Origin of the sequence: Pseudomonas knackmussii B13 (genome assembly GCF_000689415.1) — a bacterium.
GTDB lineage: Bacteria > Pseudomonadota > Gammaproteobacteria > Pseudomonadales > Pseudomonadaceae > Pseudomonas > Pseudomonas knackmussii.
Genome location: NZ_HG322950.1, coordinates 5,780,501 through 5,803,495, shown reverse-complemented (window position 1 = coordinate 5,803,495; position 22,995 = coordinate 5,780,501). Strand labels below are relative to the sequence as shown.

At 56.8% G+C, this 22,995-nt stretch carries 25 protein-coding genes; 11 read left to right on the top strand and 14 right to left on the bottom strand.

The genetic code is table 11. The features are described from left to right. Nucleotides 1–5: 5 nt before the first annotated feature. From PKB_RS27050 to PKB_RS27020, 7 genes are all read right to left on the bottom strand, one after another. Entirely contained in the window at nucleotides 6–908 is a 903-nt protein-coding gene (locus tag PKB_RS27050) for an NAD-dependent epimerase/dehydratase family protein (protein ID WP_043256181.1), read from the bottom strand. Nucleotides 909–920: 12 nt separating this feature from the next. Next, nucleotides 921–1,952 (bottom strand): GDP-mannose 4,6-dehydratase, encoded by a 1,032-nt coding sequence (gmd, locus tag PKB_RS27045; protein ID WP_043256178.1) that lies wholly within the window; start codon nucleotides 1,950–1,952, stop codon nucleotides 921–923. A gap of 42 nt (nucleotides 1,953–1,994) precedes the next feature. Next, a complete protein-coding gene (locus PKB_RS28880) occupies nucleotides 1,995–4,481 on the bottom strand; it encodes a glycosyltransferase (protein WP_052355401.1) in 2,487 nt (828 codons plus the stop codon). After that, entirely contained in the window at nucleotides 4,478–6,130 is a 1,653-nt protein-coding gene (locus PKB_RS29810) for a hypothetical protein (protein ID WP_156958096.1), read from the bottom strand. Before PKB_RS29810 ends, PKB_RS28880 begins: the two co-directional genes overlap by 4 nt. Nucleotides 6,131–6,132: 2 nt before the next feature. Continuing rightward, nucleotides 6,133–7,392 carry an ABC transporter ATP-binding protein gene (locus PKB_RS27030; protein WP_043256174.1) on the bottom strand — a complete coding sequence of 420 codons (1,260 nt, stop codon included), beginning with the start codon at nucleotides 7,390–7,392 and terminating at the stop codon, nucleotides 6,133–6,135. Beyond that, nucleotides 7,389–8,183: an ABC transporter permease gene (locus tag PKB_RS27025; RefSeq protein ID WP_043256172.1), complete on the bottom strand. Its 795-nt coding sequence runs from the start codon at nucleotides 8,181–8,183 to the stop codon at nucleotides 7,389–7,391. The genes PKB_RS27030 and PKB_RS27025 overlap by 4 nt, the downstream gene beginning before the upstream one ends. 255 nt (nucleotides 8,184–8,438) lie before the next feature. Beyond that, nucleotides 8,439–9,878 (bottom strand): mannose-1-phosphate guanylyltransferase/mannose-6-phosphate isomerase, encoded by a 1,440-nt coding sequence (locus PKB_RS27020; RefSeq protein ID WP_043256170.1) that lies wholly within the window; start codon nucleotides 9,876–9,878, stop codon nucleotides 8,439–8,441. A gap of 372 nt (nucleotides 9,879–10,250) precedes the next feature. On the opposite strand from PKB_RS27020, the gene PKB_RS30660 reads away from it, so the two are divergent. The 7 genes from PKB_RS30660 to PKB_RS30270 all read left to right on the top strand — a co-directional run bounded on the left by PKB_RS30660 (nucleotide 10,251) and on the right by PKB_RS30270 (nucleotide 13,631). Next, nucleotides 10,251–10,472 carry a transposase gene (locus PKB_RS30660; protein WP_156958095.1) on the top strand — a complete coding sequence of 74 codons (222 nt, stop codon included), beginning with the start codon at nucleotides 10,251–10,253 and terminating at the stop codon, nucleotides 10,470–10,472. A 43-nt stretch (nucleotides 10,473–10,515) separates the two neighbouring features. After that, a complete protein-coding gene (locus tag PKB_RS27015) occupies nucleotides 10,516–11,202 on the top strand; it encodes a hypothetical protein (protein ID WP_043256168.1) in 687 nt (228 codons plus the stop codon). A 429-nt stretch (nucleotides 11,203–11,631) separates the two neighbouring features. Next, on the top strand, nucleotides 11,632–12,189 hold the full coding sequence (locus tag PKB_RS27010) for a recombinase family protein (RefSeq protein ID WP_043256167.1): 558 nt from the start codon (nucleotides 11,632–11,634) through the stop codon (nucleotides 12,187–12,189). Continuing rightward, entirely contained in the window at nucleotides 12,189–12,455 is a 267-nt protein-coding gene (locus PKB_RS27005) for a hypothetical protein (protein ID WP_242411201.1), read from the top strand. Before PKB_RS27010 ends, PKB_RS27005 begins: the two co-directional genes overlap by 1 nt. Next, entirely contained in the window at nucleotides 12,448–12,699 is a 252-nt protein-coding gene (locus PKB_RS27000; protein WP_043256163.1) for a hypothetical protein, read from the top strand. The genes PKB_RS27005 and PKB_RS27000 overlap by 8 nt, the downstream gene beginning before the upstream one ends. A gap of 88 nt (nucleotides 12,700–12,787) precedes the next feature. Continuing rightward, complete coding sequence (locus PKB_RS26995; protein ID WP_242411200.1) at nucleotides 12,788–13,171, top strand: hypothetical protein; 384 nt, start codon at nucleotides 12,788–12,790, stop codon at nucleotides 13,169–13,171. A gap of 211 nt (nucleotides 13,172–13,382) precedes the next feature. Next, entirely contained in the window at nucleotides 13,383–13,631 is a 249-nt protein-coding gene (locus PKB_RS30270; protein WP_242411199.1) for an antitoxin Xre/MbcA/ParS toxin-binding domain-containing protein, read from the top strand. Nucleotides 13,632–14,202: 571 nt separating this feature from the next. On the opposite strand, the gene PKB_RS26990 is transcribed toward PKB_RS30270, so the two are convergent. Beyond that, nucleotides 14,203–14,715 carry an Nmad2 family putative nucleotide modification protein gene (locus PKB_RS26990; protein ID WP_156958094.1) on the bottom strand — a complete coding sequence of 171 codons (513 nt, stop codon included), beginning with the start codon at nucleotides 14,713–14,715 and terminating at the stop codon, nucleotides 14,203–14,205. 235 nt (nucleotides 14,716–14,950) lie between these two features. Between PKB_RS26990 and PKB_RS26985 the strand changes: the two genes are divergently transcribed. Beyond that, nucleotides 14,951–16,648 (top strand): SulP family inorganic anion transporter, encoded by a 1,698-nt coding sequence (locus tag PKB_RS26985; protein WP_043256156.1) that lies wholly within the window; start codon nucleotides 14,951–14,953, stop codon nucleotides 16,646–16,648. Between the two features lie 15 nt (nucleotides 16,649–16,663). On the opposite strand, the gene PKB_RS26980 is transcribed toward PKB_RS26985, so the two are convergent. The 3 genes from PKB_RS26980 to PKB_RS29935 all read right to left on the bottom strand — a co-directional run bounded on the left by PKB_RS26980 (nucleotide 16,664) and on the right by PKB_RS29935 (nucleotide 19,294). Then, a complete protein-coding gene (locus PKB_RS26980; protein WP_052355400.1) occupies nucleotides 16,664–18,064 on the bottom strand; it encodes a DUF2252 domain-containing protein in 1,401 nt (466 codons plus the stop codon). A 114-nt stretch (nucleotides 18,065–18,178) separates the two neighbouring features. After that, the gene (locus tag PKB_RS26975) at nucleotides 18,179–18,913 is read right to left on the bottom strand and encodes an ion channel (RefSeq protein ID WP_052355399.1); all 735 of its coding nucleotides are present in this window, start codon (nucleotides 18,911–18,913) and stop codon (nucleotides 18,179–18,181) included. 219 nt (nucleotides 18,914–19,132) lie between these two features. Beyond that, entirely contained in the window at nucleotides 19,133–19,294 is a 162-nt protein-coding gene (locus PKB_RS29935; protein ID WP_167333380.1) for a hypothetical protein, read from the bottom strand. 285 nt (nucleotides 19,295–19,579) lie between these two features. Here PKB_RS29935 and PKB_RS26970 point away from each other — a divergent pair, with 285 nt between their 5' ends. Together PKB_RS26970 and PKB_RS29805 are read left to right on the top strand one after the other, a co-directional pair. After that, entirely contained in the window at nucleotides 19,580–19,789 is a 210-nt protein-coding gene (locus PKB_RS26970; RefSeq protein ID WP_043256154.1) for a cold-shock protein, read from the top strand. A 169-nt stretch (nucleotides 19,790–19,958) separates the two neighbouring features. Beyond that, complete coding sequence (locus tag PKB_RS29805; protein ID WP_156958093.1) at nucleotides 19,959–20,177, top strand: hypothetical protein; 219 nt, start codon at nucleotides 19,959–19,961, stop codon at nucleotides 20,175–20,177. A 207-nt stretch (nucleotides 20,178–20,384) separates the two neighbouring features. On the opposite strand, the gene PKB_RS26965 is transcribed toward PKB_RS29805, so the two are convergent. From PKB_RS26965 to PKB_RS29800, 3 genes are all read right to left on the bottom strand, one after another. Beyond that, nucleotides 20,385–20,894 (bottom strand): ProQ/FinO family protein, encoded by a 510-nt coding sequence (locus PKB_RS26965; protein WP_043256151.1) that lies wholly within the window; start codon nucleotides 20,892–20,894, stop codon nucleotides 20,385–20,387. Between the two features lie 80 nt (nucleotides 20,895–20,974). After that, nucleotides 20,975–21,520, bottom strand: a complete 546-nt coding sequence (locus tag PKB_RS30655) for an EthD family reductase (RefSeq protein ID WP_084166746.1) — start codon at nucleotides 21,518–21,520, stop codon at nucleotides 20,975–20,977. 626 nt (nucleotides 21,521–22,146) lie between these two features. Next, nucleotides 22,147–22,293: a lmo0937 family membrane protein gene (locus PKB_RS29800; protein ID WP_156958092.1), complete on the bottom strand. Its 147-nt coding sequence runs from the start codon at nucleotides 22,291–22,293 to the stop codon at nucleotides 22,147–22,149. A gap of 298 nt (nucleotides 22,294–22,591) precedes the next feature. Here PKB_RS29800 and PKB_RS26955 point away from each other — a divergent pair, with 298 nt between their 5' ends. Continuing rightward, on the top strand, nucleotides 22,592–22,957 hold the full coding sequence (locus PKB_RS26955) for a hypothetical protein (protein WP_043256149.1): 366 nt from the start codon (nucleotides 22,592–22,594) through the stop codon (nucleotides 22,955–22,957). Nucleotides 22,958–22,995 lie beyond the last annotated feature (38 nt).

Sequence of the window (22,995 nt, the reverse complement as noted above, 5' to 3'; positions counted from 1 at the left end):
ATCCCTTACTTTCCGTGTACGGATCGGAGCGTGTCGTACATGTCCTTGAGTGTCGACTTGAGCGAGCGTTGCGGAACTTGTCCGGTCAGCTCTTTCAGCAAGTCGTTTTCACCGCGCAGCACCTTGATTTCATTAGTGCGTACAAAGGCGGGATTGACCTGAACGTCGATGCGATAGCCGGCGATGTCTTCCATCAGGGAAATGACCTCTCGCAATGCGATGGCTCGACCAGAGCAAACATTAACCCGAAGACCGCTAGCGGGTGAGCGGAGCAGCCCCATATAGGCACCCACCACATCGCGGACATCGGAGAAGTCACGGCTAACGTCAATGTTGCCTAGCTCTATCGTCGATTTTCCTGCGGCGAAGTGGGAGACGATCTTCGGGATCAGGAATCGCTCGTCCTGGCCTGGCCCGGTGTAATTGAACGGGCGGGCGAGGACTATGGGCATACGCTCGAACCAGGTCGCACTCATGTGCTCCATGGCCAGCTTGCTGAAACCATAGTGATTGACGGGGGCGGGACAGATTCGCTCGTCGATCACTTCGATACCTGGCGAACCATAGATATTGGCGCTGCTGGCGATTAGCACCCGGGGCGGTGGGGTCGGCAGGTTCGCCAGTGCCTCCAGGAGGTTCTGGGTGCCAAAAACGTTCACCCGATAGAACGCCTCCTGGTCGGCATGACCGACGAAGGATAGTGCGGCAAGGTGCACGACCCAATCGGGTCTGGCATGGGCGACGGCCTTCGCGACGCTTGCCGCATCAGTGAGGTCGCATGCCAGCGTTTCGTCGGCCTGGGTGGCGGCGCTACCCAAGCCGATGACCGTGCAACCCTGCTGCTGCAGGGCCTGGATCATGTAGTGACCGGTAAAGCCCGAGGCGCCGGTCAGCAGAACAGTTGGCATGCGACTTTCCCCTTAGAACGAAAAACCTTGTTGATTACGACGAAGGTCAGCTTCGACCATCATCTTGCACAGTTGTTCGAGGGTAGTCTTGGGCTCCCAGCCCAGTTCTCGTTTGGCCTTGTCGGCGCTGCCGATAAGCAGTTCGACTTCGGCCGGACGATAGAACTTTGGATTGATGGACACCACGACCTTGCCGGTAGCGGCATCGATGCCTTGCTCCTGCTCTGCTGAACCTTTCCACTCCAGATCGACATCAACGGCCTTGAAGGCCATGTTGACGAAGTCGCGCACGGTCTCGGTGCGATTGGTGGCGAGCACGTAGGTGTCCGGTTTGTCGGCCTGGAGCATGCGCCACATGCCCTCGACGTACTCCTTGGCGAAGCCCCAGTCGCGCTTGGCGTCAAGGTTGCCCAACTCAAGAGTGTCAAGCTTGCCCAGTTTGATCTTGGCCACGCTGTCCGTGATCTTGCGGGTCACGAACTCGCGGCCGCGCAGCGGCGATTCGTGGTTGAAGAGGATGCCGCTGCTGCCGAATATGTCGTAGGACTCTCGGTAGTTGATGGTCATCCAGTGCGCATAGAGTTTGGCAACACCGTAGGGGCTGCGCGGGTAGAAGGGCGTGTCCTCGGTCTGCGGGATGGCCTGTACTTTGCCGAACATTTCCGAGGTGGAAGCCTGGTAGAAGCGTGCCTTCGGATTGACGATACGAATGGCTTCCAGCAGGTTCACGGCACCGATGCCGGTGATTTCTGCAGTGGTGACGGGCTGCTCGAAGGACACGCCGACGAAGCTCTGCGCAGCCAGGTTGTAGATCTCGGTTGCCTCGGTGGTTTGCAGCAGGCGGATGCTGGCGGAGAGATCGGTGAGATCGTATTCGACCAGGTGCAGGTTGGGATGCTTGTCGATACCCAGCTCTTCGATACGCCAGAAGTTGACGGAGCTGGTACGGCGGTAGGTGCCATAGACGGTGTAGCCCTTTTCCAGCAGGAGCTGAGCGAGATAGGCCCCATCCTGGCCGCTGATACCGGTAACAATTGCTTTCATCACTGCCTCTTCTTTCAATATTGGTTTGGCAAAAGTTTATCTTTAGGAATTACGCGCAGCAATCAATTCGCCCAAGCGCGCGCTGACCTCTGGGAACTGGTGATCCTTCAGCCAGCCTTCGAGTTGATTCATGACTTTCATGAAGCTTTCCGACTTAATGCTCGCCTGCTCGATGATTTCGAGTATTCCGGACGATATATCCTGCGGACTGGTGCCGGGGAGATAGAACACGGCATCTTTGACATCGTCGAAAATCGGCAGTGGTGTAACTGCAACTGGTCGCTTCGTTACTAGGCCCGTACGTACTGCGGCGCTGGAGGACTCGCCGGTTTTCTGATAGGGATACACCAACAGATCGGCCTCCTCCAGTAAAGCAAGGCTTTCCTCATCCGGCAGGTAGTCGTCGATGATTCGAATCTGCTCATGCAGATTTAGTCTGATGATCTGCTCCTTTGCCTTCTTGATCAGGTTCTCCGATTCGGGCGCAGGATAACGCGAATTCACCATGATGAGTTTGGCACTGACTCCGTGGGCACAAAGTATGGAAATGGCCTCTATCAGCTCCAATAAGCCCTTGTTAGGCAGGAAAAATCCATATGATGCTATCAAGAAGTCGCGTGCGTTAACGGCGCGAGCATTACGTGGGGTATGTTCAAGGACCCCGTGCGGGAAGATCGATACGTTTTCCAGACCAAGTTGCTGAAGGTGCTTGCGATCTTTCTTTGAGTGAACCAGTACACTATTGCACTTGGATAGGCTGCTGGTGAGTCGTTGCAGGCGCTTTTCCTCTACTCCATCGGGGTCAGTAGTTGAGTGTAATGTGATGATCACTTTCCTCTTGCGGTCGATCTGTTGCTCAAGGAAAGTGGAGAACATTTCAAAGTCGAAGAAACCATAATTAAACTGGATTACTAGGGTTTCGATCTCCAGTTCATCGATCCTTGCAGAGAGGATTTTTAGGGGGTCTCTCTCTTGGTGCCAGCATCGAATCACATTCCAATTATCCGGATGGGTAAGTTCGCGCGCATAGGGCGCGAAGATTACCGGTTGAACGGCTAGTGGCTTGACTAGCTGCTCTGAATAGGAAGCAATGCCGCAGCGGGAACTCCAAGTAGTGATGAATCCGACGTTCGTTTTGCCCCTAAGTAGCTGCTGCTGGGTGACGTAGCGAACTCTCTCCACTTCTTCCAGAGCTATCGCCAGGGCGATTAGGTCGCTGGTAGTAGCCTCTGCGGCCTCAGGGAGAGCGGTGACTTTGTTGATAAGTTCAATTGTCGTCGGGACACTTGCGGCATCAAGTTCGGAATGCAGGGGCTGGAATTGCTGCTCAATGGCCGCCAACGCTTTCTGGGCGGAGATATCCCATGAGAACTCTTTGGCCCGTATAATCCCGTGTTGGCGGATATCTTTGCGCAGTGACTCGTTGGTCAGAAGCTCAGCAATCTTCTGGCTGATGCTTTCGACGCTGTACGGGTCGAATAGCGCTTCGTCCAGGTCAATAACTTCGGGAATGCTGGTCACGTTTGAGCATATGACTGGTGTTCCGCACGACATGGCCTCCAGAACAGGTAGGCCAAAACCTTCTTGCAGGGAGGGGAACACAAAAAGGTGGCAGCAGTTATACAGAGCGAGTAGGTCCTGGTCGGGAACCTTGCCTGCAAACAAGATGTCGGCTGGTTCTAGGCCAGCTTCAGCCGCAATGGTACGTAGGCGCGAATACACACCATCCCATCCGTTACCCACAATGAGCAGCTGAATACCTTTGCGCGTCGCCAGGGAAAGCTGGGCAAATGCTTTGATCAGCGCGGCGTGGTTTTTCCTCTGGTCAAAGCTGCCGGTATACATAAGGAATTTGTCGGAAATTCCGTATTTATCTTTTACAGCCTTGATTTCCTCTTCCGGGAGTTCGGTTGGTTGAAACTTTTCATCCACGGCGGACGAGATATTTTTGATCTGGGAACTAGGCAGTTTCAGTAGTTCAATACCTTCCTGTCGTGAGAATTCTGAAATAGAAAGCAGGAGACCTGCTTTTTTCATTTCGTCGAGCTTTCTGAAGTAGTGTGCAGATGCTCTCGGATCATTCAGATATTTTTCCCGTTCTACCAGAGGGATGAGGTCGTACAGAATGACTGCAGTTGAACAGCTGGGGAAAATATTTCCGACTGATGTTATGACATCGTCCCCTAAGCCTTCGATTAGACTGGTGATGAAGAGTGCGTCAGGCTGCAAGCTAGATATCAGTGCCTCGCGAACGTACTCCGACGCGCGTGTGCGGAACTTGTTGGCGTCGTCGCTTTCGCGGGCTGGTACAACGGAAGAGAACATATGGATATGATCCACAGGGACTAGGCGCTGCAATTCTGCGTTCAGTTCCTGCAGATCTTCCGTAATGGACGAATTCAAGAGAAAATGAATTTCGTGGGCCCCCGAGTTTCTGACCATGGCTGATGCCAAGTTCATCGAGTATCGGCCGATTCCGCCATGTTTGCTGCCCGATTGGCACGACTGAAGGTCAATTAGAATCTTCATTTTATTTCCTTGCCAATATTCCGCTTCGACAGTGCATTCAAAATTTCGTCGAAGATTTCACGCCCACGAGGGCTCAGCATAGCAAGTTCATGAGCAGGGGCAGTCTTCTTTGGAATAGTGAATTGTCCATTTACTATTCCTTGGTTTGTCGCATAACCGAGAATTCGGTTACGCAAGTACGGATTCCGGTCCATCAGCTTTTTGACTTGTCGCTGAACGAAGGGAATTCTTGTGTACAGTTTGAGCGATTGTGTTATTAGGACCCTTAGCGGTTTGTGTGCGGCAGTAGGTACTCGACCGGTGAGGATTAAGCTCTTCGTAGCGGCGGCAATGCAGCGTGCGGGGGCAGTCATACGCCAGGCGCGGCTCGCATAAACGTTGTCCAACTCGTTGGAGCGGAGCCACCAAAGGTGCGCTTTCCCTTCAAGCTCCTCCAGCTGGCGCTGCAATTCTTCAATTCGCTGGTCTGCTCGGCTCTGAATTTGCTGAGCTGTCTGGTTGGCTCTATCCAATTGCTCAGACCAGTTGCTTTCCCGCTTAGCAAGTTCCTTCCAGTGATGGGCACAGGCTTTAGCCAGGTTGTCGTTGGTGCTCCGGGCCAAGGAGCGTGCTCGAGAGGCATCGCGCAGGACATCTGCCCTATCGAGGGATGGGGTTTCGCTTTCTACCGGGGCGCGCGGAGCGAATGTCAGACGCAGTTGGGTCAGGTCGTCGAGAGTCGACTGAGGGATGCCGCTAAGCAGGAGTAACCCATGGGCCTTGTCTTCCGTGCTTCTGAAGAACGAGGCATCCTCGGTTGTGTATTGAGTTTGAGGAATCCGGCAATTATCAAATTTGACACCGTCAACTCCAAGTTCATGCATCGAAGCCGCTAACTTCGCTGCGTATTCCGGGCTCTCGCTGAGCTTGTCGATATTGAGAAGAAGATTGGCGTGACTTAGCGCTTCGATCAGACTAAGGCACCAGAGTATGTAGAATGTCAGGTAACTCTCTTCGGAAGACAGTGGGCGGGATCGATACCACTCTATCTGCTCGTTAATCTCTTGTGTTGGACATGCATTAATTGAGGTTTCGTCCTTTAGTCGACGAATAACCTCCGGGCTGATGGGCGCTGCAGCTATGAGCTGCAAAATGGCTGGGAAGTAGTCGTTGATGTTTAGGGACCACCACTGGTCCCAGGGGTTTCTCCAGAGATAAAGATGGGTTCCGCCCAAGTTCTCTCTCAAGACGGAAATGCGAGAACTTGTGCGGCACTCTTGAATAACCGTTCTGCCTTGTGCCGCGTTGATCAATGCACGGAAGTAGTCGGTGCCGGCTTCTTCTGCATTTTTTGAGAAATAGGCCGTATATATGTAGGAGCTCTTCAGTTTCGGCAGGCATATTTCAGAAACCTGGTAGAGCTCCTGGAAGTATGGGGCGTCGAGTAGTGGGTGACGAAGTGAGAGAGAGGCAGTGTTGCGTATATCCAGTATTTTCTCTCTGTCGTTACGGCAGAAGTAAGGGTATTCATGCAGCGGCTCTTGGTAGCACCAATAGCCATTTGGCGAATGGCGAAACTGGTTGAACAGATATGTGCTGCCTGCGCGGAAAAGCGAATGGATGAATACAGGGGATAAAGTGCCCGCTGTCTTCTCATTTACTGAGTTCATACCTACTCCATCGAAAAACTGACGGGGGTGTTGATAAGGCCGATCTTGTCTTCGACCTCGTCACCCCTCTGAACACGGAAGATTAGAGCATCAACACGTCTGTGCAGGAACTCCGTACCGTTACTATTATTACGGCGAACACCGCAATTCACGTAGTAGGCTCCTGGAGCGAAGGCGTTATCGAGTGTGAAGCTCACAACGGTTGAGTCCCCGGCAGAGAAGCGTTTAGGCTCCACGTTGAGCAAATGATCCGTGTTCATTCCGACTAGAGAAACTCCCTCGCGAGTCTTGATCATGAAAGCGAAGGATATATCTTCCAATTCATAATTGAACCGGACGCGGTACTTGAGTATTAGCTTTTGTCCCGGCTTGAAGAGGTTGGCTATCGTGCCTTCATCTGTTTCGAGCCAGATGTCTTCTATTTCCGCGCGCCCGTCTCCATAGGAAACCTCGCAGTCGCTTTTGAGTGTGGGGTCAACTAATTTAGGCTTTTCGACCTGGCTCGGATGAGTGCTCGTCTTGCTTTCTTTTGCCGGCGCGCCTAGTAGTGCTCTCTCATAAGTATCGCAGACCGATTTTGCTGATCCATAGGCAGCGACTTTGCCGTCCTGGATATAGATGGCCTTATTACATGTTTTCTTAACAGTTTCAGTGTCGTGAGTGACTAGCAGTAACGTGGTCCCCAGAGCCTGATATTCCTGGATGCGGCGAAAACATTTGCGCTGGAAAGCCGCATCACCTACTGCAAGTGCTTCATCGACAATGAGAATGTCAGGGCGAATCGCGGTGGCCAGGGCAAATGCCAGGCGAACCTGCATGCCGCTTGAGTAGGTGCGGACTGCTTGTTCGAAATATTCACTAATATCGGCAAAGCTCTCGATTTCTGGTAGCAGTTGGCTTATCTGCTCCGAGTCGATTCCCATCAATCCCGCCACGTGGATAACATTTTGGCGCCCTGAAAGTTCCGGGCTGAAGCCCATGCCCAGCTCAAGGATGGCAGCAATCCTCCCTTGAATATGTACCGCTCCTTCACTGGGTTGAAGTGTGCCGGTAATCATTTTGAGCAGAGTTGATTTTCCCGCACCGTTCTTGCCGACGATAGCGATGGCTTCTCCCTGCTCAATGCTGAAACTAACGTCACGTATGACCCAGTGCTCCGAGCTGGGCTTGGTGGGAAAGTGAAACCAGCGGAGAATACGTTGCCACTCCGATCGATAGCTGCAGTAAGCTTTTCCAAGCCGGTCAGCGACAAGCAGCGTCATAGCACATCCACCATTTCAGGTGCTGATCTACGGAACATGAATAGCCCGAGCGCCATGAGTACTAGAGCAACAGCAGCGATTATGAAAATTCGCTTAAATTCGAGAGGGTTGCTATAGACTAGAGCCTCATGGTAGGAGGTGATCAGCGGATACATCGGATTGTAGGCTAAGTAGGTCTGGTATTTATCTGGAATTATGTTCGCTGGATAAACAACTGGTGTGAACCAGAACCAAATTTGTAAGACGATAGGGACTACTTGGCCAATATCGCGAACGAAGACGTTGAGAACCCCCAGGATAAGGCCGATACCGGATGCCAGAGCCACGGTGATAAGCGTCAGCGGAATGATTGATATCATTCCCGCGTGCGGAGGAGCTCCTAGGAGTGCAAAGACGAGCAGTAGTGCTACGAAAAGTAGAATGTTATTTAATAATGCAGCGCCGATGGTGATTGTAGGGAGTGTGATGCGGGGGAACTTCATTTTCTTCATCAAATTCCCCTGTTCGATGAATAGATTTAGCAGGCGCGATATGATTTCAGAGAAAAGGCTCCAGCCGAGCATGCCGGCCATGAGGTAAAGGGAGTATGCATATTTATTTTCTATGCCGGGAAGTTTTGTGGCTAATACATTGGAAAGTATTAGCGCGTATATGGCAACCTGCGAGAGTGGATGAATGATCATCCAGAGTCCGCCAAGCTTGCTTCTGGAAAAGCGTGCTGCAAACTCGTTGCGGATAGAGGATATGACGAACCCTCTATAGGTCCAGAGGCTGCGAAACATTCCAAGCATATATCTCTCCAACTTGGATAATTCTTATCCGGTGGCAAGTCTAGCGAAGCGGGTATTGAGTGATGCCATTTCGCCTGGCATTAATTCAAGAACGTTTGGCTTGCTGCGCTGGGTAGCAGATAGCGCATGGCAAGACGGAAAAATCTCTTGCCGAGTTATCGGCAAGAGATTTCATGGTGATAGGCTGATCGCGTTTCATGCAAGGTCCGCCAGGCCATTACCCGCTTTGGGGCGGGTATTCTTGAAATGCGTGGCTCAGCTACTGGTCCGCCCGTAGATATCTTCGTACCGCACGATATCGTCCTCGCCTAGATAATCGCCGCTCTGCACTTCGATTAACACCAAGTCGATTACGCCGGGGTTTTCCAAGCGATGCTGGTGGCCGGCCGGGATGAAGGTCGATTCGTTGCTGTTCAGCATGATGCTCTGCTCGCCGTTGACCACTTTGGCCATGCCGGTTACGACGATCCAGTGCTCGCTGCGGTGGTGGTGCATCTGCAGCGACAGCGATGCGCCGGGCTTGACCACGATGCGCTTGATCTTGAACCGATGGCCTTCTTCCAAGGTGGTGTAGGTGCCCCAGGGGCGGTGAACGGTCCTGTGCAGCAAGTGTGCGCTGTGACCATTCTTCTTGAGCTGGCTGACGATCTGCTTGACGTCTTGCGTGTGCTCTTTATGTGCGATCAGCAAGGCGTCGGGGGTGTCGACCACGATCAAGTTCTGTACGCCTACCAGCGCGGCCAGCCGCTCCGGGCTTTGCACGTAGTTGTTGTGCGCGCCGTGGGAAAGTACTTCGCCTTCGAAGCGGTTGCCGTTGCTGTCTTCGGCTGTCAGCTCGCTCAGGGCATTCCACGAGCCGATGTCGCTCCAGCCCAGGTCGCAGGGGACGGTGGCGACCTTGTTCGAGCGCTCCATCAGGGCGTAGTCGATGGAGATGTCCGGAACATTCGCGAACAGTTCCGCATCCAGCGACAGGCAGCGGTGGGCTTTGGCCTCGGTCAGGCGGGATGCGGCAATGGTGGCGGCTACCGCTTCGCTGACGTCCGGGGCATTGGCCTCCATTTCATCGACCAGCGTGCCGACGCGGAAGCAGAACATGCCCGAGTTCCAGAAGTAGTTGCCTGCTGCCAGGTACTCCTGCGCTTTCTCGAGGTTCGGCTTCTCGACGAAGCGTTTGACTTGCAAGCCGCCATCGAGAGTGCCGGTAGCGCTTTCGATGTAGCCGAAGCCGGTTTCCGGGTACTGCGGTTGGATGCCAAAGGTGACCAACCAGCCGGTGCTGGCCAGCTTGGCCGCATTGGCCACGGCTTGGGCAAAAGCATCGGTGTTCTTGATCAGGTGGTCAGCCGGCAGGACCAGCATGAGAGCGTCGGGGCCGTGTGTCTGTTGCAGTTGCATGGCTGCGGCGAGAACGGCGGCAGCTGTGTTGCGGCCGAACGGCTCCAGAACATAGCTGAGGCAGTTCCCGTTGTTTGCCTTGAGTGCGCGGTATTCGTCTTCCGTCTTGAAGAAGAGCTCGCGATTGGTGACCGTCATGACCTCCGACACGCTGTCCAGGGCGAGGGCGCGCAGCAGTGTTTTCTGCAGCAGGTTCTGCCCATCCGGGAGGGGCATGAACGGTTTGGGATGCGCCTCGCGCGAAACTGGCCACAGGCGAGTGCCTGCGCCGCCGCAAATGATCACCGGGATCAACATCGATCAAAGGTCCTTTGTAGGTTACTTGTCCTGCCTCGCGTGGCCTGGGTGCTCTATGTAAAGCCGGCGCAGCGGGTGCGGAAGATTACCGCAAGCGTGCGCGCGGGTCATAGTGCAGTTGGTCAATTCACGACTGGCAAGGATTAATGCGAGAAAAAGACCACGTTGCCAAGGTTTTGTTCCCGGCAGGAAAAGAAAAAGCCCCGCATCGCTGCGAGGCCTTTTGAAGATGGTGCCGGCACCAGGAGTCGTACCAGATGGCCATAAGCCCAGGGCCGTGAGGCTTCTCTGAGTTGCAGCTGAGTCAAGGATACTCAAAAAGGTACTCGGCTGAGCTACGCCAATCTGAGAGACAGCCCCTCAAAGGGGCGGATGGTAGCTCTTCGATACGGGGCGGTCTATGCCAAGGCGACCACTGAGGTAGCCAGGCGACGTTTTCCCGAATCCCTCAAGCGCGAGGCGGTAAGTCTGGTGCTCGCTGGTACGCCGCTTCGCCATGTGGCTGAGTCGCTCGGCATCGCTGAACGCCTCTTGGGCGAATGGAAGGGGCAGTACGAGCAGCAAGGTGGCGATGGATATGAAGCCTTCGGTTGAAGTGAGTCAGAATTGTAGTTGAGTGATGGAGTCGAAACGCCAAATGATGACCATGCTGACGTTCGCTGAACCTGTGCTCCTGAAAGATCACTTCCTCATGCCGGCAGATACCACTCCGTGGCCGGCGGTCGGGACCGGCGCGGCATATGTGGGGACGAAGCCGGGGATGACGCCAGCTCGTGATCGTGCCCCGTTCAGAACCCAGGCGCACGGTATGCTGCCAAGGTCCGAGTATGGAGAGAGCCTGGCGAAGACATACGGGCTGTATGTGCTGGCTTTCGGGGGAGGGCAGGGCTTAACGCCCTCGATCTATGTCGGCATCACGGTGCGAGAGAGCGTCCTAGTGCGCATTCGCAAGCACAGGGTTAAAGCCACTGGTTCCCATGTTGGTGGGAGGGCAGATGTCTATGGTGGGGTCAATCACACCGAAAGGTGGCGACCATTTGCGGAGCAGCGCCATATTGAGCATGCCGGCAGACCCGATCAGTGTGCGGACGTACGGCTCTTGGTGGGCCAGCTTAGTTTGCCGGTCGCGGAAGGTGCACCGTTGCGCCGATTCGAAGCCAGCCTTTGCAGTGACCAGGATGGTGTCCTGAAGCAGCTCAAGGAGATGCTGTGGTCGGGTGCTGCCAGGAGGGTTTCCCTGCTGACGGAAAAGCACGGCAAGGCGTTTGCCGGCGACGGTATGCGCATCGTGTTCTGGAATGGACAGACCAAGGTATTTTCTTAAAACGGAGCTCATCTCAACGACATTTGGATAGGGGGCTCTGATGCCGTTCTAGTGCCCCTCCCTATGCCGTTCCTACGCCCCTGGCTGCCGTTCTTGCTCTCCAAGAGTCCGTCCCGTCACCCCTGACATTACCGTTCCGGGACTCTGCATTACAGGCGTACCCCGGCGATTTTCAAGGTGGTTGTCGCGTGAGCGTGTCACGCTGCCTTTGCTGACCGGGGAACCGGTGTCCGAATCGGCGTGGGCTGAGTGGCCGAATGGCGTGGAATCCGCAGGGCAGCGCATCCACACTCTAGTCTCTAAAACGGTTGTTTTGCGGACACTGGCGACTCACCCCCTGATCAGTCTGGAAAGCCCCTTTGTCATTGTTTTTTACTCGTCTTTATATCAAAATACGTAAACATTTCATTATGACGAGAATACGGACTGATGAAGATTGGGTATGCGCGAGTATCTCGGGATGATCAGCAGCTCGACCTTCAGCATGACGCGCTGACCGCAGCCGGCTGTGAGCGGATCTTCAGTGACAAGATGAGTGGTGCAAAAGCATCACGCCCAGGGCTCGATGAAGCGCTGGCTTTTGCCAGGCCAGGCGATGTCCTGGTTGTTTGGCGGCTTGATCGCCTAGGCCGGTCAATGTCCGAACTGCTGCGCCTCACTGCCGACCTCGAAGCCAGTGGCGTGGGCCTGGAAAGCCTGAAGGAACAGATTGATACCACCAGTGCTGCTGGCCGACTGGTATTTCACGTGTTCGCCGCAATGGCGGAGTTCGAGAGAAACCTGATTCGAGAACGCACATTTGCCGGCCTTGAAGCGGCACGTGCCAGGGGGCGGCAGGGCGGGCGGCCCGGGGTCCCGCCAGAGACGATTGCTGCAATCCAAGCCCTTGCAGGTGATCAAAGCCGCTCGCCTGATGAGATATGCAAGGCGCTGAAGATCAGTCGAAGCACCCTCTACAAGTATCGCCAACAGGTCAGCAAGTCGTGATGGAAGCCGAACTCGAAGTGCTCTACCTCGGCGCGCTACTGCTCTCGGTTGACTGTATCTGTTGCCTCGTCGCTGCATACCGCAAAACCCCTGTGCTTGGGGCAATCGCCGGGGGCGGCACTGCCAGCGCACTCGCTCTTGTTCTGTTCACCAGAATGATGCCGTTTACCCTGGCGGCAGTTGCCAGTATCGCCATCGGTGGCGTGATTGCCTGGATGAAAGCGAAATCTCTCGAATCTTGTGATAGTGAGGCAGCTCATGGATAAGAATCTGAGTACGGCAGCGGAAACATCGGTGCTCTTGTCTGATGGGATGACTGACGCTGAGATTGAAGTTCGCCTGGCCATAGCCGGCTATCTGATCCCTAGACTTGTTGGGACTCCGGCCGCGCGCGAGGCCTTCAATGCGCTGGTCGCCAAGTTTCAAGATCGCTACCCGTACCACAAGCTGCTCACTCGTCTACTGATTGCACCTGAATACCTGGAGTGCGCCCCTGACGCCCAGTCGTGATCATGTAGCAACGCTTTGGCCTTTCACCGAAAGCTCAGATAGCGAGGAACCTATGCGGAACCGGAAGCGCACCTACAGCGGATGCCCTGTGCTGACCGTTGCTACACAGATCTCCTCCTATCTGGATAACGGGGCCGTCCCGGCCAACGCGCAATACCTGCCGGTTCCTCCTGGCAAGGTAGTACGCAAGCGTGGATTCTGGCTGCACCCTGGCTATCGCATGCACCACACCGCGGTGCTGTTCTTGATAAGCACCGATGTGTACGCGATGAACGCCGACGACTTCTACGAACGTCGGGATCAGTTCTATTGCTACCTCAGCCACAAGGCCGGTACCGCCTATATCGGAAGGGTCGAGCAGGCCGGCGAGTCTCAGCAGCTACTGCACCCCCTCATGCCCGATTTGCACGAGCCTCTCGATGTCCAGCTCGATGGGCTGACGTACGTAGGACACGTGATTTCTGCCATCTGAGGTGCGCCATGCTTGTAGGAATCCTCACGGACGATTACCGCCGTCGCAGGGCGAGGCTGCTAGGCCTACCTGAGGACGCGACCGATGCGGACGTGCATACGCACACCCTCTCGCCCAGTTGGCAAAGCTCCTCAGGAACGGTGACATTGATGCCCATGCGTGTGAGCAGATCACACCAGGGCCTGCGCCAAAGGGGTGCCTGGCTGACAGGATGACTATTTCGGGCGTCTCACCAGATGATCGACTGTCTGCGAATGACAGCGACCGGCTTTTTCGCGTCGTGCATACCCTCGTGGTGGCCGAACTACTGTTCGGCTCTCGTGATAAAGCAAAGCGCTGGCTCTCGAAGCCGAAGAATCGGTTCTCCGGTAATTCACCACTACAAATGCTGACGACTACGGCAGGAGCTCAGCTTGTCGAGGAACTGATGGTTCAGTTGGCAGAGGGCTTCGTTCTGTAGTCATCGGCCTGCCGTACCCGAACCGTGGGTGGGCACACCAATGATGTTCGGAATTCGCTTCGCTGTTGGCAGCGTAAACTCTGGTGTCAGGCTCGACACGTAAACTCAATCTTATTGGCACGCTACGCAGCCATTTTCAGGTCGCGGTGTATCACCCTTTTCGTCTACCCGTAATAGTCTCGCACTGATTTTTTGGGCGTGCAGCATGTGATACAGGGGGGCGTGCAGCATGTGATACAGGCAAAGCGTGCAGCATGTGATACAGCGACATTTATGCCAGGCACCTGTGACGAATCTGCCAGATTAGTGGATCAGAATTTCCTGAAGTGTTTGAAATTTTCAACATCGCGTGCCGAATAGCAGAGAGACTAGCTCGGTTGTGGTCTAAATGATTCAGGTTTGGTTTAACGCCGCCATTAAATGCCAATGGACGCCATTCATTGCCATTTAATGGCGCGTAATCATTGGCGTGTTTTTTTGACTACGCCATTCCGTGCCAATGGACGCCATTAAATGGCAATGAATGGCGTCTATTACGCCCTGTAGGCGTTTCCGACTGTCAGCATCGCCGTTATGTTGGGCGGGAGAATGGCTGCGATGATCCCGGTAGCGCACGGGGCGTGCAGCTGGGGCTCGATTTGCGGTCACTGGCAGCCTCGACGGTGACTTGCGGCTGGGCATTCAGCCAGGTTTCGAGGCGCCGCCACTCGGATTCGGTGAGATCGGCGACCCGCTCCCCGCGCCGGCCGAAGTTCATACGCAGACCAAAGCCCTCTGGCATAACGGGACCGAAGGCGCCGAAGCGCCAAGCGTGATCGAACACGAGGACGTTCAGCCCGCCGGTATCACGATCTTGGGCCTCAGGCCCGTGAACGAGGTTGGGTTGCCAAGTGAATAGGCCGTTGCCGACAGGCTTATAGAAGTTGTCCGGTACGACGGTACGGTCAGGCTTCTTCGAGGCGAAACGACGGTCCTTCCAGTATTCGGTGAAGGTCTGTACCTCGTGCGTAATTGCACTGACTTGACCACCCGATTGCATTCCTCCTGACCAAGCATTTGCATTCGTGCTGACCACCGCTTGCATGCGGCTTAACCAGTCACACCGTAGTCACGACCGGCTGCAATCGACCCAAGGCTGTCGTTCACGCTGCGCCTGCCATGACCAGAACTCCGAGGCAACGCTGCGCGGCAGGGGCTCAATCAAAAGGGCGATTCACTTGGATGGCTGCATTCTTAGTGCCTGTGTTCGCAGCACCTAGAATGACAGGTGGCAACACGAAAACCGGCAGTCCCCAGCTCGATCCAGAGTTGAATCGCAAATGGCCGAAAACACCAAGCACAAGCGCGTTCACCTTCCCATTCTGCAAGGCCTGCTGCCGATTGACCCGAAGCAGATACCCGCCGAAATCGTCGCCGGTCTGACGCTGGCGGCGCTCGCCATTCCCGAGGTCATGGGCTACACGAAGATCGCCGGCACGCCGGTGGTCACCGGCCTCTACACCATGCTCGTGCCAACGACGCTGTTCGCCCTGTTCGGCTCCTCGCGGCACCTGGTGGTGGGCGCCGACTCCGCGACGGCCGCCATTCTTGCTGCCGCCCTAGTGGGGCTTGCCGCTACCGGGTCGGATGAATACCTGGCGCTTGCCCAGTTGCTGGCCCTGATGGCGGCTGGGCTATTGATCCTGGCCCGCCTGGTGCGCCTGGGATTCATGGCGGATTTCCTGTCGCGCACGGTGCTGGTCGGCTTCCTCACGGGGGTGGGGATTCAGGTTGCCCTGGGCCAACTGGACGGCATGCTCGGCTTGCCAGGCGAGGGGCATGGCGTGCTTGGCAAGCTCTGGTCGACGCTGCAGCGCTTGAATCAGGTCAACGGCTATGCCATCGCCGTGGCCTCGCTCGTACTGATTGTGATCCTTGGCTGCAGGAAGCTCTCGCACAAGATCCCCGGAGCCCTGATCGCCGTCGTTGGCGCCGTTGCGCTCAGCTGGGCGTTGAATTTCGCCGCCTACATGCCCGTCCTTGGCGAGGTGCCGAGCGGCTTGCCGCACTTTGGAATACCCAAGGTGCAGTGGAGCCTGGAGTTGCTCTATCGGTTGCTGCCGACGGCCTTCGCGATGTTCGTGGTGATCCTGGCCCAGAGCGCCGCGACCTCGCGCGCCTATGCCAGCCGCTACAACGAGCCCTTCAGTGAAAACATCGACCTCGTCGGCCTGGCCGTTGCGAACGTCGGCGCTGCGCTGTCGGGGACCTTCGTGGTCAATGGCAGCCCGACCAAGACGCAGATGGTCGACAGTGCGGGGGGGCGAAGCCAGTTCTCGCTGCTGGTGACCGCGCTGATCGTGCTGATGGTGCTGCTGTTCCTCACCGCGCCCCTGGCCTACATGCCGGAGGCGACGTTGGCGGCGGTGGTGTTCATGATCGGCATCGAGCTGACCGATTTCAAAACCCTGAAGCGGATCTACGTGGAGCGCCGGGATGAGTTCTGGGTCGCGCTGATCACCCTGGTCACCGTGGTGCTGGTGGGGGTCAAGCAGGGCATCATCCTGGCGATGGTGCTGTCCATCATCGACCATCTGCGGCGGGGCTATCACCCGAAGAATGTGCTCTTGGCCGCGACCGAAGGGGGCAAGCTGCACCCCGTGGTGCTGTCCAGTGGCGCCCAGGCGAGGCCCGGGCTGCTCATCTATCGCTTCACCCACAGCATGTACTACGCCAATTCCCGCCAGCTGAGCGAAGAGGTCACCGAGCTGGTCGCGAAGGCGATACCGGGCCTGTGCTGGTTCTGCATCGATTGCTCGGCGATCGACGATGTCGACTACTCGGCCGCGGAAACCATTCGCAGCCTGGCCGCTACCTTGAAGGCCGAGGGCGTGCGCATGGTGTTCGTCAACGTCATGCCGGATCTGGAGGCCCAATCCCGCTACAAGATCAAGCAGCTGCTGGGCGAGGGCGCGATCTTTGCGCAGCTGGACGATCTGCTGGGCGCGTACGAACGCGATGTCCAGGCGGCCCGCTGAGGCAGGGCCGCCGCTTCATTCCTCGATCATCACCTTGATCCGCCCCGTGCGCGCCGCCTTGAGCAGTATCCCGTGGTCGCTCTCGGTCTGGTCGGCATACAGCAGGGCGAAGTCGCCCAGGGCCTCGTCGAAGGCATCGCTCTTGCCCAGGTAGCCGGAGAGGGTGGCGGCATCGCCAGACTTGGCGTGGGCCCGCGCCAGGGTCAGGCCGCAGAAGTCCGCGTAGCGCTCCAGCTGGTCCGTGCTGATGTGTTCGACCGGCACCGAAAGCTTCATGTCACGCAACTGCCGCACGTAGTAGTCATGGCCGGCGCGGCCGTGCGTCCAGCCAAGGAAGATGTCGCTGGACGACTGCATCAGGCGCTGCCCCATGACCACGCGCTGGCCCTGGCTCTCGTACTGGCATTTGCCGGTGTAGGGTTCAAGCACGGAACGGCAGGACTCCTTGAACTGCAGGATCAACGGGTGGTTCTCCTCGGAGTACATCAGGGCGATGAAGCAGCGCGTGCCGACGCTGCCGATGCCGACGACCTTGAGCGCGGCATCCACCAGGCGATAGCGGTCGAGCAGCACGCGGCGCTCGTCGGAGAGACTGGCACGGTAGTCGGCCAGGCTTTCCCTGACCCGGTCCATGAAGTCCGCTTCGGCCACATGGTGGATGAGCGGGGGCTGGTCGAGGATGCGCGGATGACCGGCGACCTGCTCGACGATCTTGGGGCAGACGCCTTCCACGACCTGCTCGCGCGCCTGCTCGATGAGCTGCTTGCGTATCTTGCGCACCTCGGCGTCGGGCGCCATTTCCAGCAGCGTCTGTGCGTCGAGACGCGAATACCAGACTTCCAGCGGGCTCATCTTCGAGTAGGTGCGCAGGTTCTCGCGATAGGAACGCACGCAGGCGACGACCACGTCACGGGCACGGCGGTCCGGATCGCCGTTATCGCGCGCCGCCACCGCGAAGCTGGCGGCCAGGCGCTTGATGTCCCACTCCCAGGGCGCGGGCAGGGTTTCGTCGAAGTCGTTGAGGTCGAACACCAGGTTGCGTTCGGGCGTGGCGAACAGGCCGAAGTTGAGCAGGTGGCAATCGCCGCAGGCTTGCACCTGCACATCGATGTCCGGCCCCAGGGACAGGTCGTACGCCATCAGTGCGGCCGAGCCGCGCAGGAAGGTGAAGGGGCTGCGCAGCATGCGCCCATAGCGGATCGGCACCAGTTCCTTCAGCCGTTCGCGGTTGGATTTTTCCAGGATGGCGATGACGTCGCGCTGGCGACCGGGGGACTTCCACGTGGCGTGGGCCTCGCGAGCCACCTTTTCACGCAATGCCTTGCCTTGGGCCAGGCGCTCTTCTCTGGAGCGGAATTCGGGAAGGGGTTCGTTCGCGCCTGCTTGCAAGCGCGATGCAGTTTTGCGGGAAGCCATGATGCGGTCATCACCAATGGGAATGGAGTCCAACGGCGGGCGCAGAACGATGACGTAGATGCGCGGACAGCCGGCCCGGCGCGTTCTCGGGAACGCCGCACGAGCCCATGTCCTTTACGCTAGATCAAATCCGTCGAGGCGTTCGGGCGTCACGTTGGCCACGTTCGATGGATAAAGCCCGGCCAGTCGAGCGATCACGACGCCCACGTAGAAGACCCCTGAAAACTCTTCGATCATCACCAGCGAGCGGGCGTGATTGGTCAATGGAATGACATCGTCGTAGCCGGTGGTCGTCAGGGTCGTGAGGCTGAAATAGATCAGCCTGAAGAAAATCCCAGTCTGCGAGAAATCGAGCTGGCCGGGGCCGAACGAGCCGGCGTTGGCTATTTCCAGCAGGGCGTAGATGAAGGACCAGACGAAGGCCAGCATGATGTACCCCGCCAGGGCGCCATGCAGCGTGTCGGTCGTGATGGGGCCGCGTTGCAGAATGTAGCGAAGCACGCCGCTGAACGAGACCGCCAGAGAGGCCACATAAGCCAACCCGGCCAGGATGAGCAGTGCGATGTTTCCGCTCCACAGCGCCGACCATTTAAGGCCCACCCCGACCAACGCCAGGCCCAGCTTGAGGATGAACCCCCTGTGCGTCTGCCGGGTGGCGAAAGCGCCCACGAGCAGCACTATCGAAAACAGCAGGCCGAGCAGCGTGCGGGCGAATATGCCTTCCTCGAGGAACGGAAACAGAAGGATCAGGCCAAGCAAGAGCAGCAATAGATAGGTACAGGGCCCCAGGCCTATTACCAGCTGCGCCAGATCCTCCTCGGTCTCGCTCTTGTCCTGCGGATTCGGCATGTCGGCTTCTTGGTGGTTCTACGAACGCCAAGGCCCTGAAGGCGCCGGGTTGCAGTTCGACCTGGCTCTGGAGGTTTCGGTAACTGGCAAGTTTAGTTGAGGGGGGCTAGGGAGGAGCGCAAACGGCTCAGCTGTCTCCGAAAGGCTGCTTCTGGCCGACAGCTACCAGTCTGGCCTGTCGAAAAAGTGTCGAAGGACCAAAGCAACGCTGGATTCAAATCAGGCTTCGGGCTTTTTCTCAGAGGACTTCGTCCAAAGCGGCGGCCGCTTGTAGCCAGTCTTACCAGCAGGAATCTTCTGAATTTCTCCACCTAGGGATAAAAATAATTCAGTTTTATCGTTTATCTCCGATCGTGCACGATCTAAAAGTTCGGTGGACATGTTTTCACCCTTTCATGATGGGCGGCCTAATTGGCAACCTTCTTGACTATACATGTGTTGTAACTGCATCTGGTGGGAATCCTGACCATCTATCAGGATAATCAGTGATTGAACGAAAATTCTATCAATTTAGCCGCAGAGCGGTATTCTATTAACCTGCCTGCTCGGTCTAGCGGCCCCGTCTTGATGTTCTTTCATTGATTCTCATCTCCTCGGCACCTCTTTACTTTGCATTCAGTCAGTCTCAGTCCTGACGACTGGGTATTCCTGCCTTGGAGAAAAATCATGGAAAGTCGCCAAACGGGTACCGTCAAATGGTTCAACGCAGTGAAGGGCTTTGGCTTCATCACCCCCGAAAGTGGTCCCGACGTCTTCGTGCACTATCATGAGATCGAGACGAGCGGTTTTAAAAGCTTGGAGGAAGGCCAGCGCGTAAGCTTCCTGGTGGCTCCAGGGGCCAAGGGGCTTCAGGCCGAGCAAGTACAAATTCTGTAATCGATCCAAGCGGAAAGAAACCCGCAATTCACACATTGCGGGTTTTTATATGAAAAAGTGAGCAACAAATCAGTTGCTATAAATTTGAATAGAGAGGATGGTGGAAGAATTTCACGTCCGAGCCTTGGCGGGATAAGCCACCACCGTTCGGTCGTCAACCGAGGTTGATATGGATGACGAACGATTTAATCGGGGGTTAAGCATCGCTTGTTGCTGCTTGTCGCTGGCACTGGATGATCTTGAAATTGCAGAGAAAAAAACTGAATCCAACGACACGCTGAAAAAAATTCAAGAAATAATGCGTCACGTTGAGAGTTGCGTGTTGATCCTGGAATCTCTGCAAAAGTATCGAGCTTTGGCTGGAGTTAAAGTCGATACGTTGCACTAGACGTGATCGCCCCTGAATTCCTAGACGCTTAGTGACCACTACTGGCCGATTGCTGGCGTTCGCGATCGTCAGCGTCCGACCCGAAGCTGCCGGCCGCGAAGGGCAGGGGGCGGCCAACCGCAGCCCTTCGCATCTCCTTGCCAGCGCATCGCACGCCTTGCCCGCCATCCGAGTGCTTGGGCGACTCCATGCAGGGCGCGCGTGAGTTCAGTCCGCGCTCTGTTCCTCTGGGGTATCGGCGGGTGGGGCTGGGACACGCGATTTTTGCTTTGCTCGATTTCGTCGGTCCTGGCTACGCTGCCGCGATGCCTGCTGCCTCGCATACTGTGCCTGAGTGGCCGTCACGGTACCCTCTGTTTGACCATTCAAGTCCAGGCGCGGCGCATTCTCCACCATGCATGCCCAGTAACGTGTTCCCTTGCACCAGGAGGTAATGCCCAGCTTGAGCTGTTCGCTGGTTATTCCGAGCAACTCCAGGTGTTGCTCAGCATCCTGGAGGATGCCCAGCTTGAGCGGAACCTTGGGCGCCGGATTGACAGGGAAAGCCAAGGGGAAGTGCTTCTGCAATCGCCAGATCGCTTCCACCGCGGGGTCCTGGTCACGCGGCTTCGCCTTCGGGGCGGGCTTCTGCTTGGGGCGCTTCGCGCTATCGGTCTTTGCCTGCTCTTTTTCAGCCCGCAGGCGGTCACGTAGTTCAGCTAGTTGTTCAAAACCCATCGTTCAATTCACAGCTTCGAGGTTGATTCGTGGCGCAAGGGTATTCCAAATGGCCCTTGGGATCAGATGAATCAGGACGATCAGCCCACCACTACCTCACTGATCTGCAGAACTGGCGTCTGGTCGGTGTAATTCGCGATGTCCGCCAGAATCTCTTTTGCGTGTGGACCGAAGCCTGCCTGAAAGGCCTCCACGGAGTCACAGAAGATGTGGCACATCCCAACGTATGTCGCCGGCGCTCCGGGCTCTCCACCAGCCAGTCCCTTATCGATCGTGTAGTGCTTGCATTTGTCCCCCATGCGTTCCTTCACCAGAGGCATATGGATGTCTCGGTAATGAGATTCTGGCGTCTGGTCGGTGTAATTCGCGATGTCCGCCAGAATCTCTTTTGCGTGTGGACCGAAGCCTGCCTGAAAGGCCTCCACGGAGTCACAGAAGATGTGGCACATCCCAACGTATGTCGCCGGCGCTCCGGGCTCTCCACCAGCCAGTCCCTTATCGATCGTGTAGTGCTTGCATTTGTCCCCCATGCGTTCCTTCACCAGAGGCATATGGATGTCTCGGTAATAGTCGTGGTCGAATCGAGCGCCTGGGGCATTGGGGTACATCACGCTAACTTTGATCATGGGCAAGTCTCCAACGATTAAGACTGGGTTGCATTCCTGCCTATCATGCCCGCTTGCGGCGGCGGGTGGGAGCAACCTGGCCTTTGCCCTCACGAGCCAGCCTGCCATCCCCTGCGTCAAGGCGGCTTCAGTGACCGTTTCTGGCCGATATCTGCCTGTCTCGACAGGCCTGCTTCCGGTCGTGGTGACCGTGGTTCGTTTGCTAAGGACGAACCATGGTCATCGGTTTCTATCGATCTGAAACGGCCACTGAAGGTCGGACGAGCTTCCTTTACTCGCCGAGTCAGGCGGTCTCTTGCAATCTGTGAATTCCATTCGACGGCCCAGATCTTGATGAACTGGGTTCTATTCCCGCTCGGTGCAACGACACCTACTCGCCTTGAATCGCAAGGATCGACAGAATACTGGCGCCGATGCAGGACAATTGTCAGCAACGCCTCACCGAAGTGGGCCTCCTCGTGGTCCTATGCGACTCGTAGATTGGGGTATTGGTGATGTGCCATGCGGGCAAAATTGTGCTAGCCCGAGCGGTGGTTCGGCAGGCGGGGACTTCTTGATGGGTGAAGTTCGGATTCCGACGTATGGATTGCGTCTGGAAGCGCCTCGGCCATCTTAGATTCGGACTGTCAGAGCGTGGCACTTCGCCTGAATCGATAGACCACCAGGCCGACTGCCAGGAGCGGCAACAGGTGGATGAGCCCGCCCATGTAGAACGCGGTGATGAGTCCCACGGCCCAGAGGGTGAGCAGCGTGATGATGAGTGCTTCGAACATTGGGAGCCTCCTGCTTCGTTGCGTTGGTTGTTTGCCTAGCTACAGGTTGCACCTGGCCGGGGAGGGGGTCTGTGCGGCATCGCACCCAGGGCTATTGGCTATCCGCGCCTGGAGGAGGGCGGGCTCGCCGAGCGCCTGATGGCATTGCCCGGTGCCGACCTTACCAAGACTCCTGCCGGCCAAGCCTTCGCCTGGGCATAAGTGCGGCAACGCACCGACTCAGCCTGGGAGGGCTGCCATCTTGGGCGGGCCGACGACGGGCAATCGGGTTTGTCGCCGGCTCGATCCCGAGGTTCATATGAACGATCCCATCGACAGCGGCCCGCGTCGGGAGACCACCGAGCCCCTGCCTGCACCCAAGGCATCCGGGGCGCAGAGGGACGATCCGGCCCCTGGCGCAACTGCCGGCCAGTCGCCCTTCGATCTGGCTGCCGCGGGCATCGCCAAGCCGTCCCCGCGCCCCGAGGAGTCCAGGCGGCTCACCCAATGGCGGCAGCGTGTCGATGCCGTGAGGCTGGCCTGGAGCAAGGTCGCCGGACGTGCGCGCTTCCCGCGGGTTGGCCAGGTGCGGCAGGCCCTGTGTGCCGTGCAGAAGCGCTATTCCATGACGCGCGAAGAAGCCAGCCGGATGGCGAGCAAACTGTTCCACCGGGACCCGTCCTGAGTTGGCGCGCGTGGCAGTCATGTACCGAGCCAGCGCCA

Bases quoted from the DNA above. Each gene is read 5' to 3' on its own strand.
- PKB_RS27050 (WP_043256181.1), bottom strand. From the start codon at position 908: ATGCCAACTGTTCTGCTGACCGGCGCCTCGGGCTTTACCGGTCACTAC.
- gmd (WP_043256178.1), bottom strand. From the start codon at position 1,952: ATGAAAGCAATTGTTACCGGTATCAGCGGCCAGGATGGGGCCTATCTC.
- PKB_RS28880 (WP_052355401.1), bottom strand. From the start codon at position 4,481: ATGAAGATTCTAATTGACCTTCAGTCGTGCCAATCGGGCAGCAAACAT.
- PKB_RS29810 (WP_156958096.1), bottom strand. From the start codon at position 6,130: ATGAACTCAGTAAATGAGAAGACAGCGGGCACTTTATCCCCTGTATTC.
- PKB_RS27030 (WP_043256174.1), bottom strand. From the start codon at position 7,392: ATGACGCTGCTTGTCGCTGACCGGCTTGGAAAAGCTTACTGCAGCTAT.
- PKB_RS27025 (WP_043256172.1), bottom strand. From the start codon at position 8,183: ATGCTTGGAATGTTTCGCAGCCTCTGGACCTATAGAGGGTTCGTCATA.
- PKB_RS27020 (WP_043256170.1), bottom strand. From the start codon at position 9,878: ATGTTGATCCCGGTGATCATTTGCGGCGGCGCAGGCACTCGCCTGTGG.
- PKB_RS30660 (WP_156958095.1), top strand. From the start codon at position 10,251: ATGGTAGCTCTTCGATACGGGGCGGTCTATGCCAAGGCGACCACTGAG.
- PKB_RS27015 (WP_043256168.1), top strand. From the start codon at position 10,516: ATGATGACCATGCTGACGTTCGCTGAACCTGTGCTCCTGAAAGATCAC.
- PKB_RS27010 (WP_043256167.1), top strand. From the start codon at position 11,632: ATGAAGATTGGGTATGCGCGAGTATCTCGGGATGATCAGCAGCTCGAC.
- PKB_RS27005 (WP_242411201.1), top strand. From the start codon at position 12,189: ATGGAAGCCGAACTCGAAGTGCTCTACCTCGGCGCGCTACTGCTCTCG.
- PKB_RS27000 (WP_043256163.1), top strand. From the start codon at position 12,448: ATGGATAAGAATCTGAGTACGGCAGCGGAAACATCGGTGCTCTTGTCT.
- PKB_RS30270 (WP_242411199.1), top strand. From the start codon at position 13,383: ATGACTATTTCGGGCGTCTCACCAGATGATCGACTGTCTGCGAATGAC.
- PKB_RS26990 (WP_156958094.1), bottom strand. From the start codon at position 14,715: ATGCAAGCGGTGGTCAGCACGAATGCAAATGCTTGGTCAGGAGGAATG.
- PKB_RS26985 (WP_043256156.1), top strand. From the start codon at position 14,951: ATGGCCGAAAACACCAAGCACAAGCGCGTTCACCTTCCCATTCTGCAA.
- PKB_RS26980 (WP_052355400.1), bottom strand. From the start codon at position 18,064: ATGGCTTCCCGCAAAACTGCATCGCGCTTGCAAGCAGGCGCGAACGAA.
- PKB_RS26975 (WP_052355399.1), bottom strand. From the start codon at position 18,913: ATGCCGAATCCGCAGGACAAGAGCGAGACCGAGGAGGATCTGGCGCAG.
- PKB_RS29935 (WP_167333380.1), bottom strand. From the start codon at position 19,294: ATGTCCACCGAACTTTTAGATCGTGCACGATCGGAGATAAACGATAAA.
- PKB_RS26970 (WP_043256154.1), top strand. From the start codon at position 19,580: ATGGAAAGTCGCCAAACGGGTACCGTCAAATGGTTCAACGCAGTGAAG.
- PKB_RS29805 (WP_156958093.1), top strand. From the start codon at position 19,959: ATGGATGACGAACGATTTAATCGGGGGTTAAGCATCGCTTGTTGCTGC.
- PKB_RS26965 (WP_043256151.1), bottom strand. From the start codon at position 20,894: ATGGGTTTTGAACAACTAGCTGAACTACGTGACCGCCTGCGGGCTGAA.
- PKB_RS30655 (WP_084166746.1), bottom strand. From the start codon at position 21,520: ATGATCAAAGTTAGCGTGATGTACCCCAATGCCCCAGGCGCTCGATTC.
- PKB_RS29800 (WP_156958092.1), bottom strand. From the start codon at position 22,293: ATGTTCGAAGCACTCATCATCACGCTGCTCACCCTCTGGGCCGTGGGA.
- PKB_RS26955 (WP_043256149.1), top strand. From the start codon at position 22,592: ATGAACGATCCCATCGACAGCGGCCCGCGTCGGGAGACCACCGAGCCC.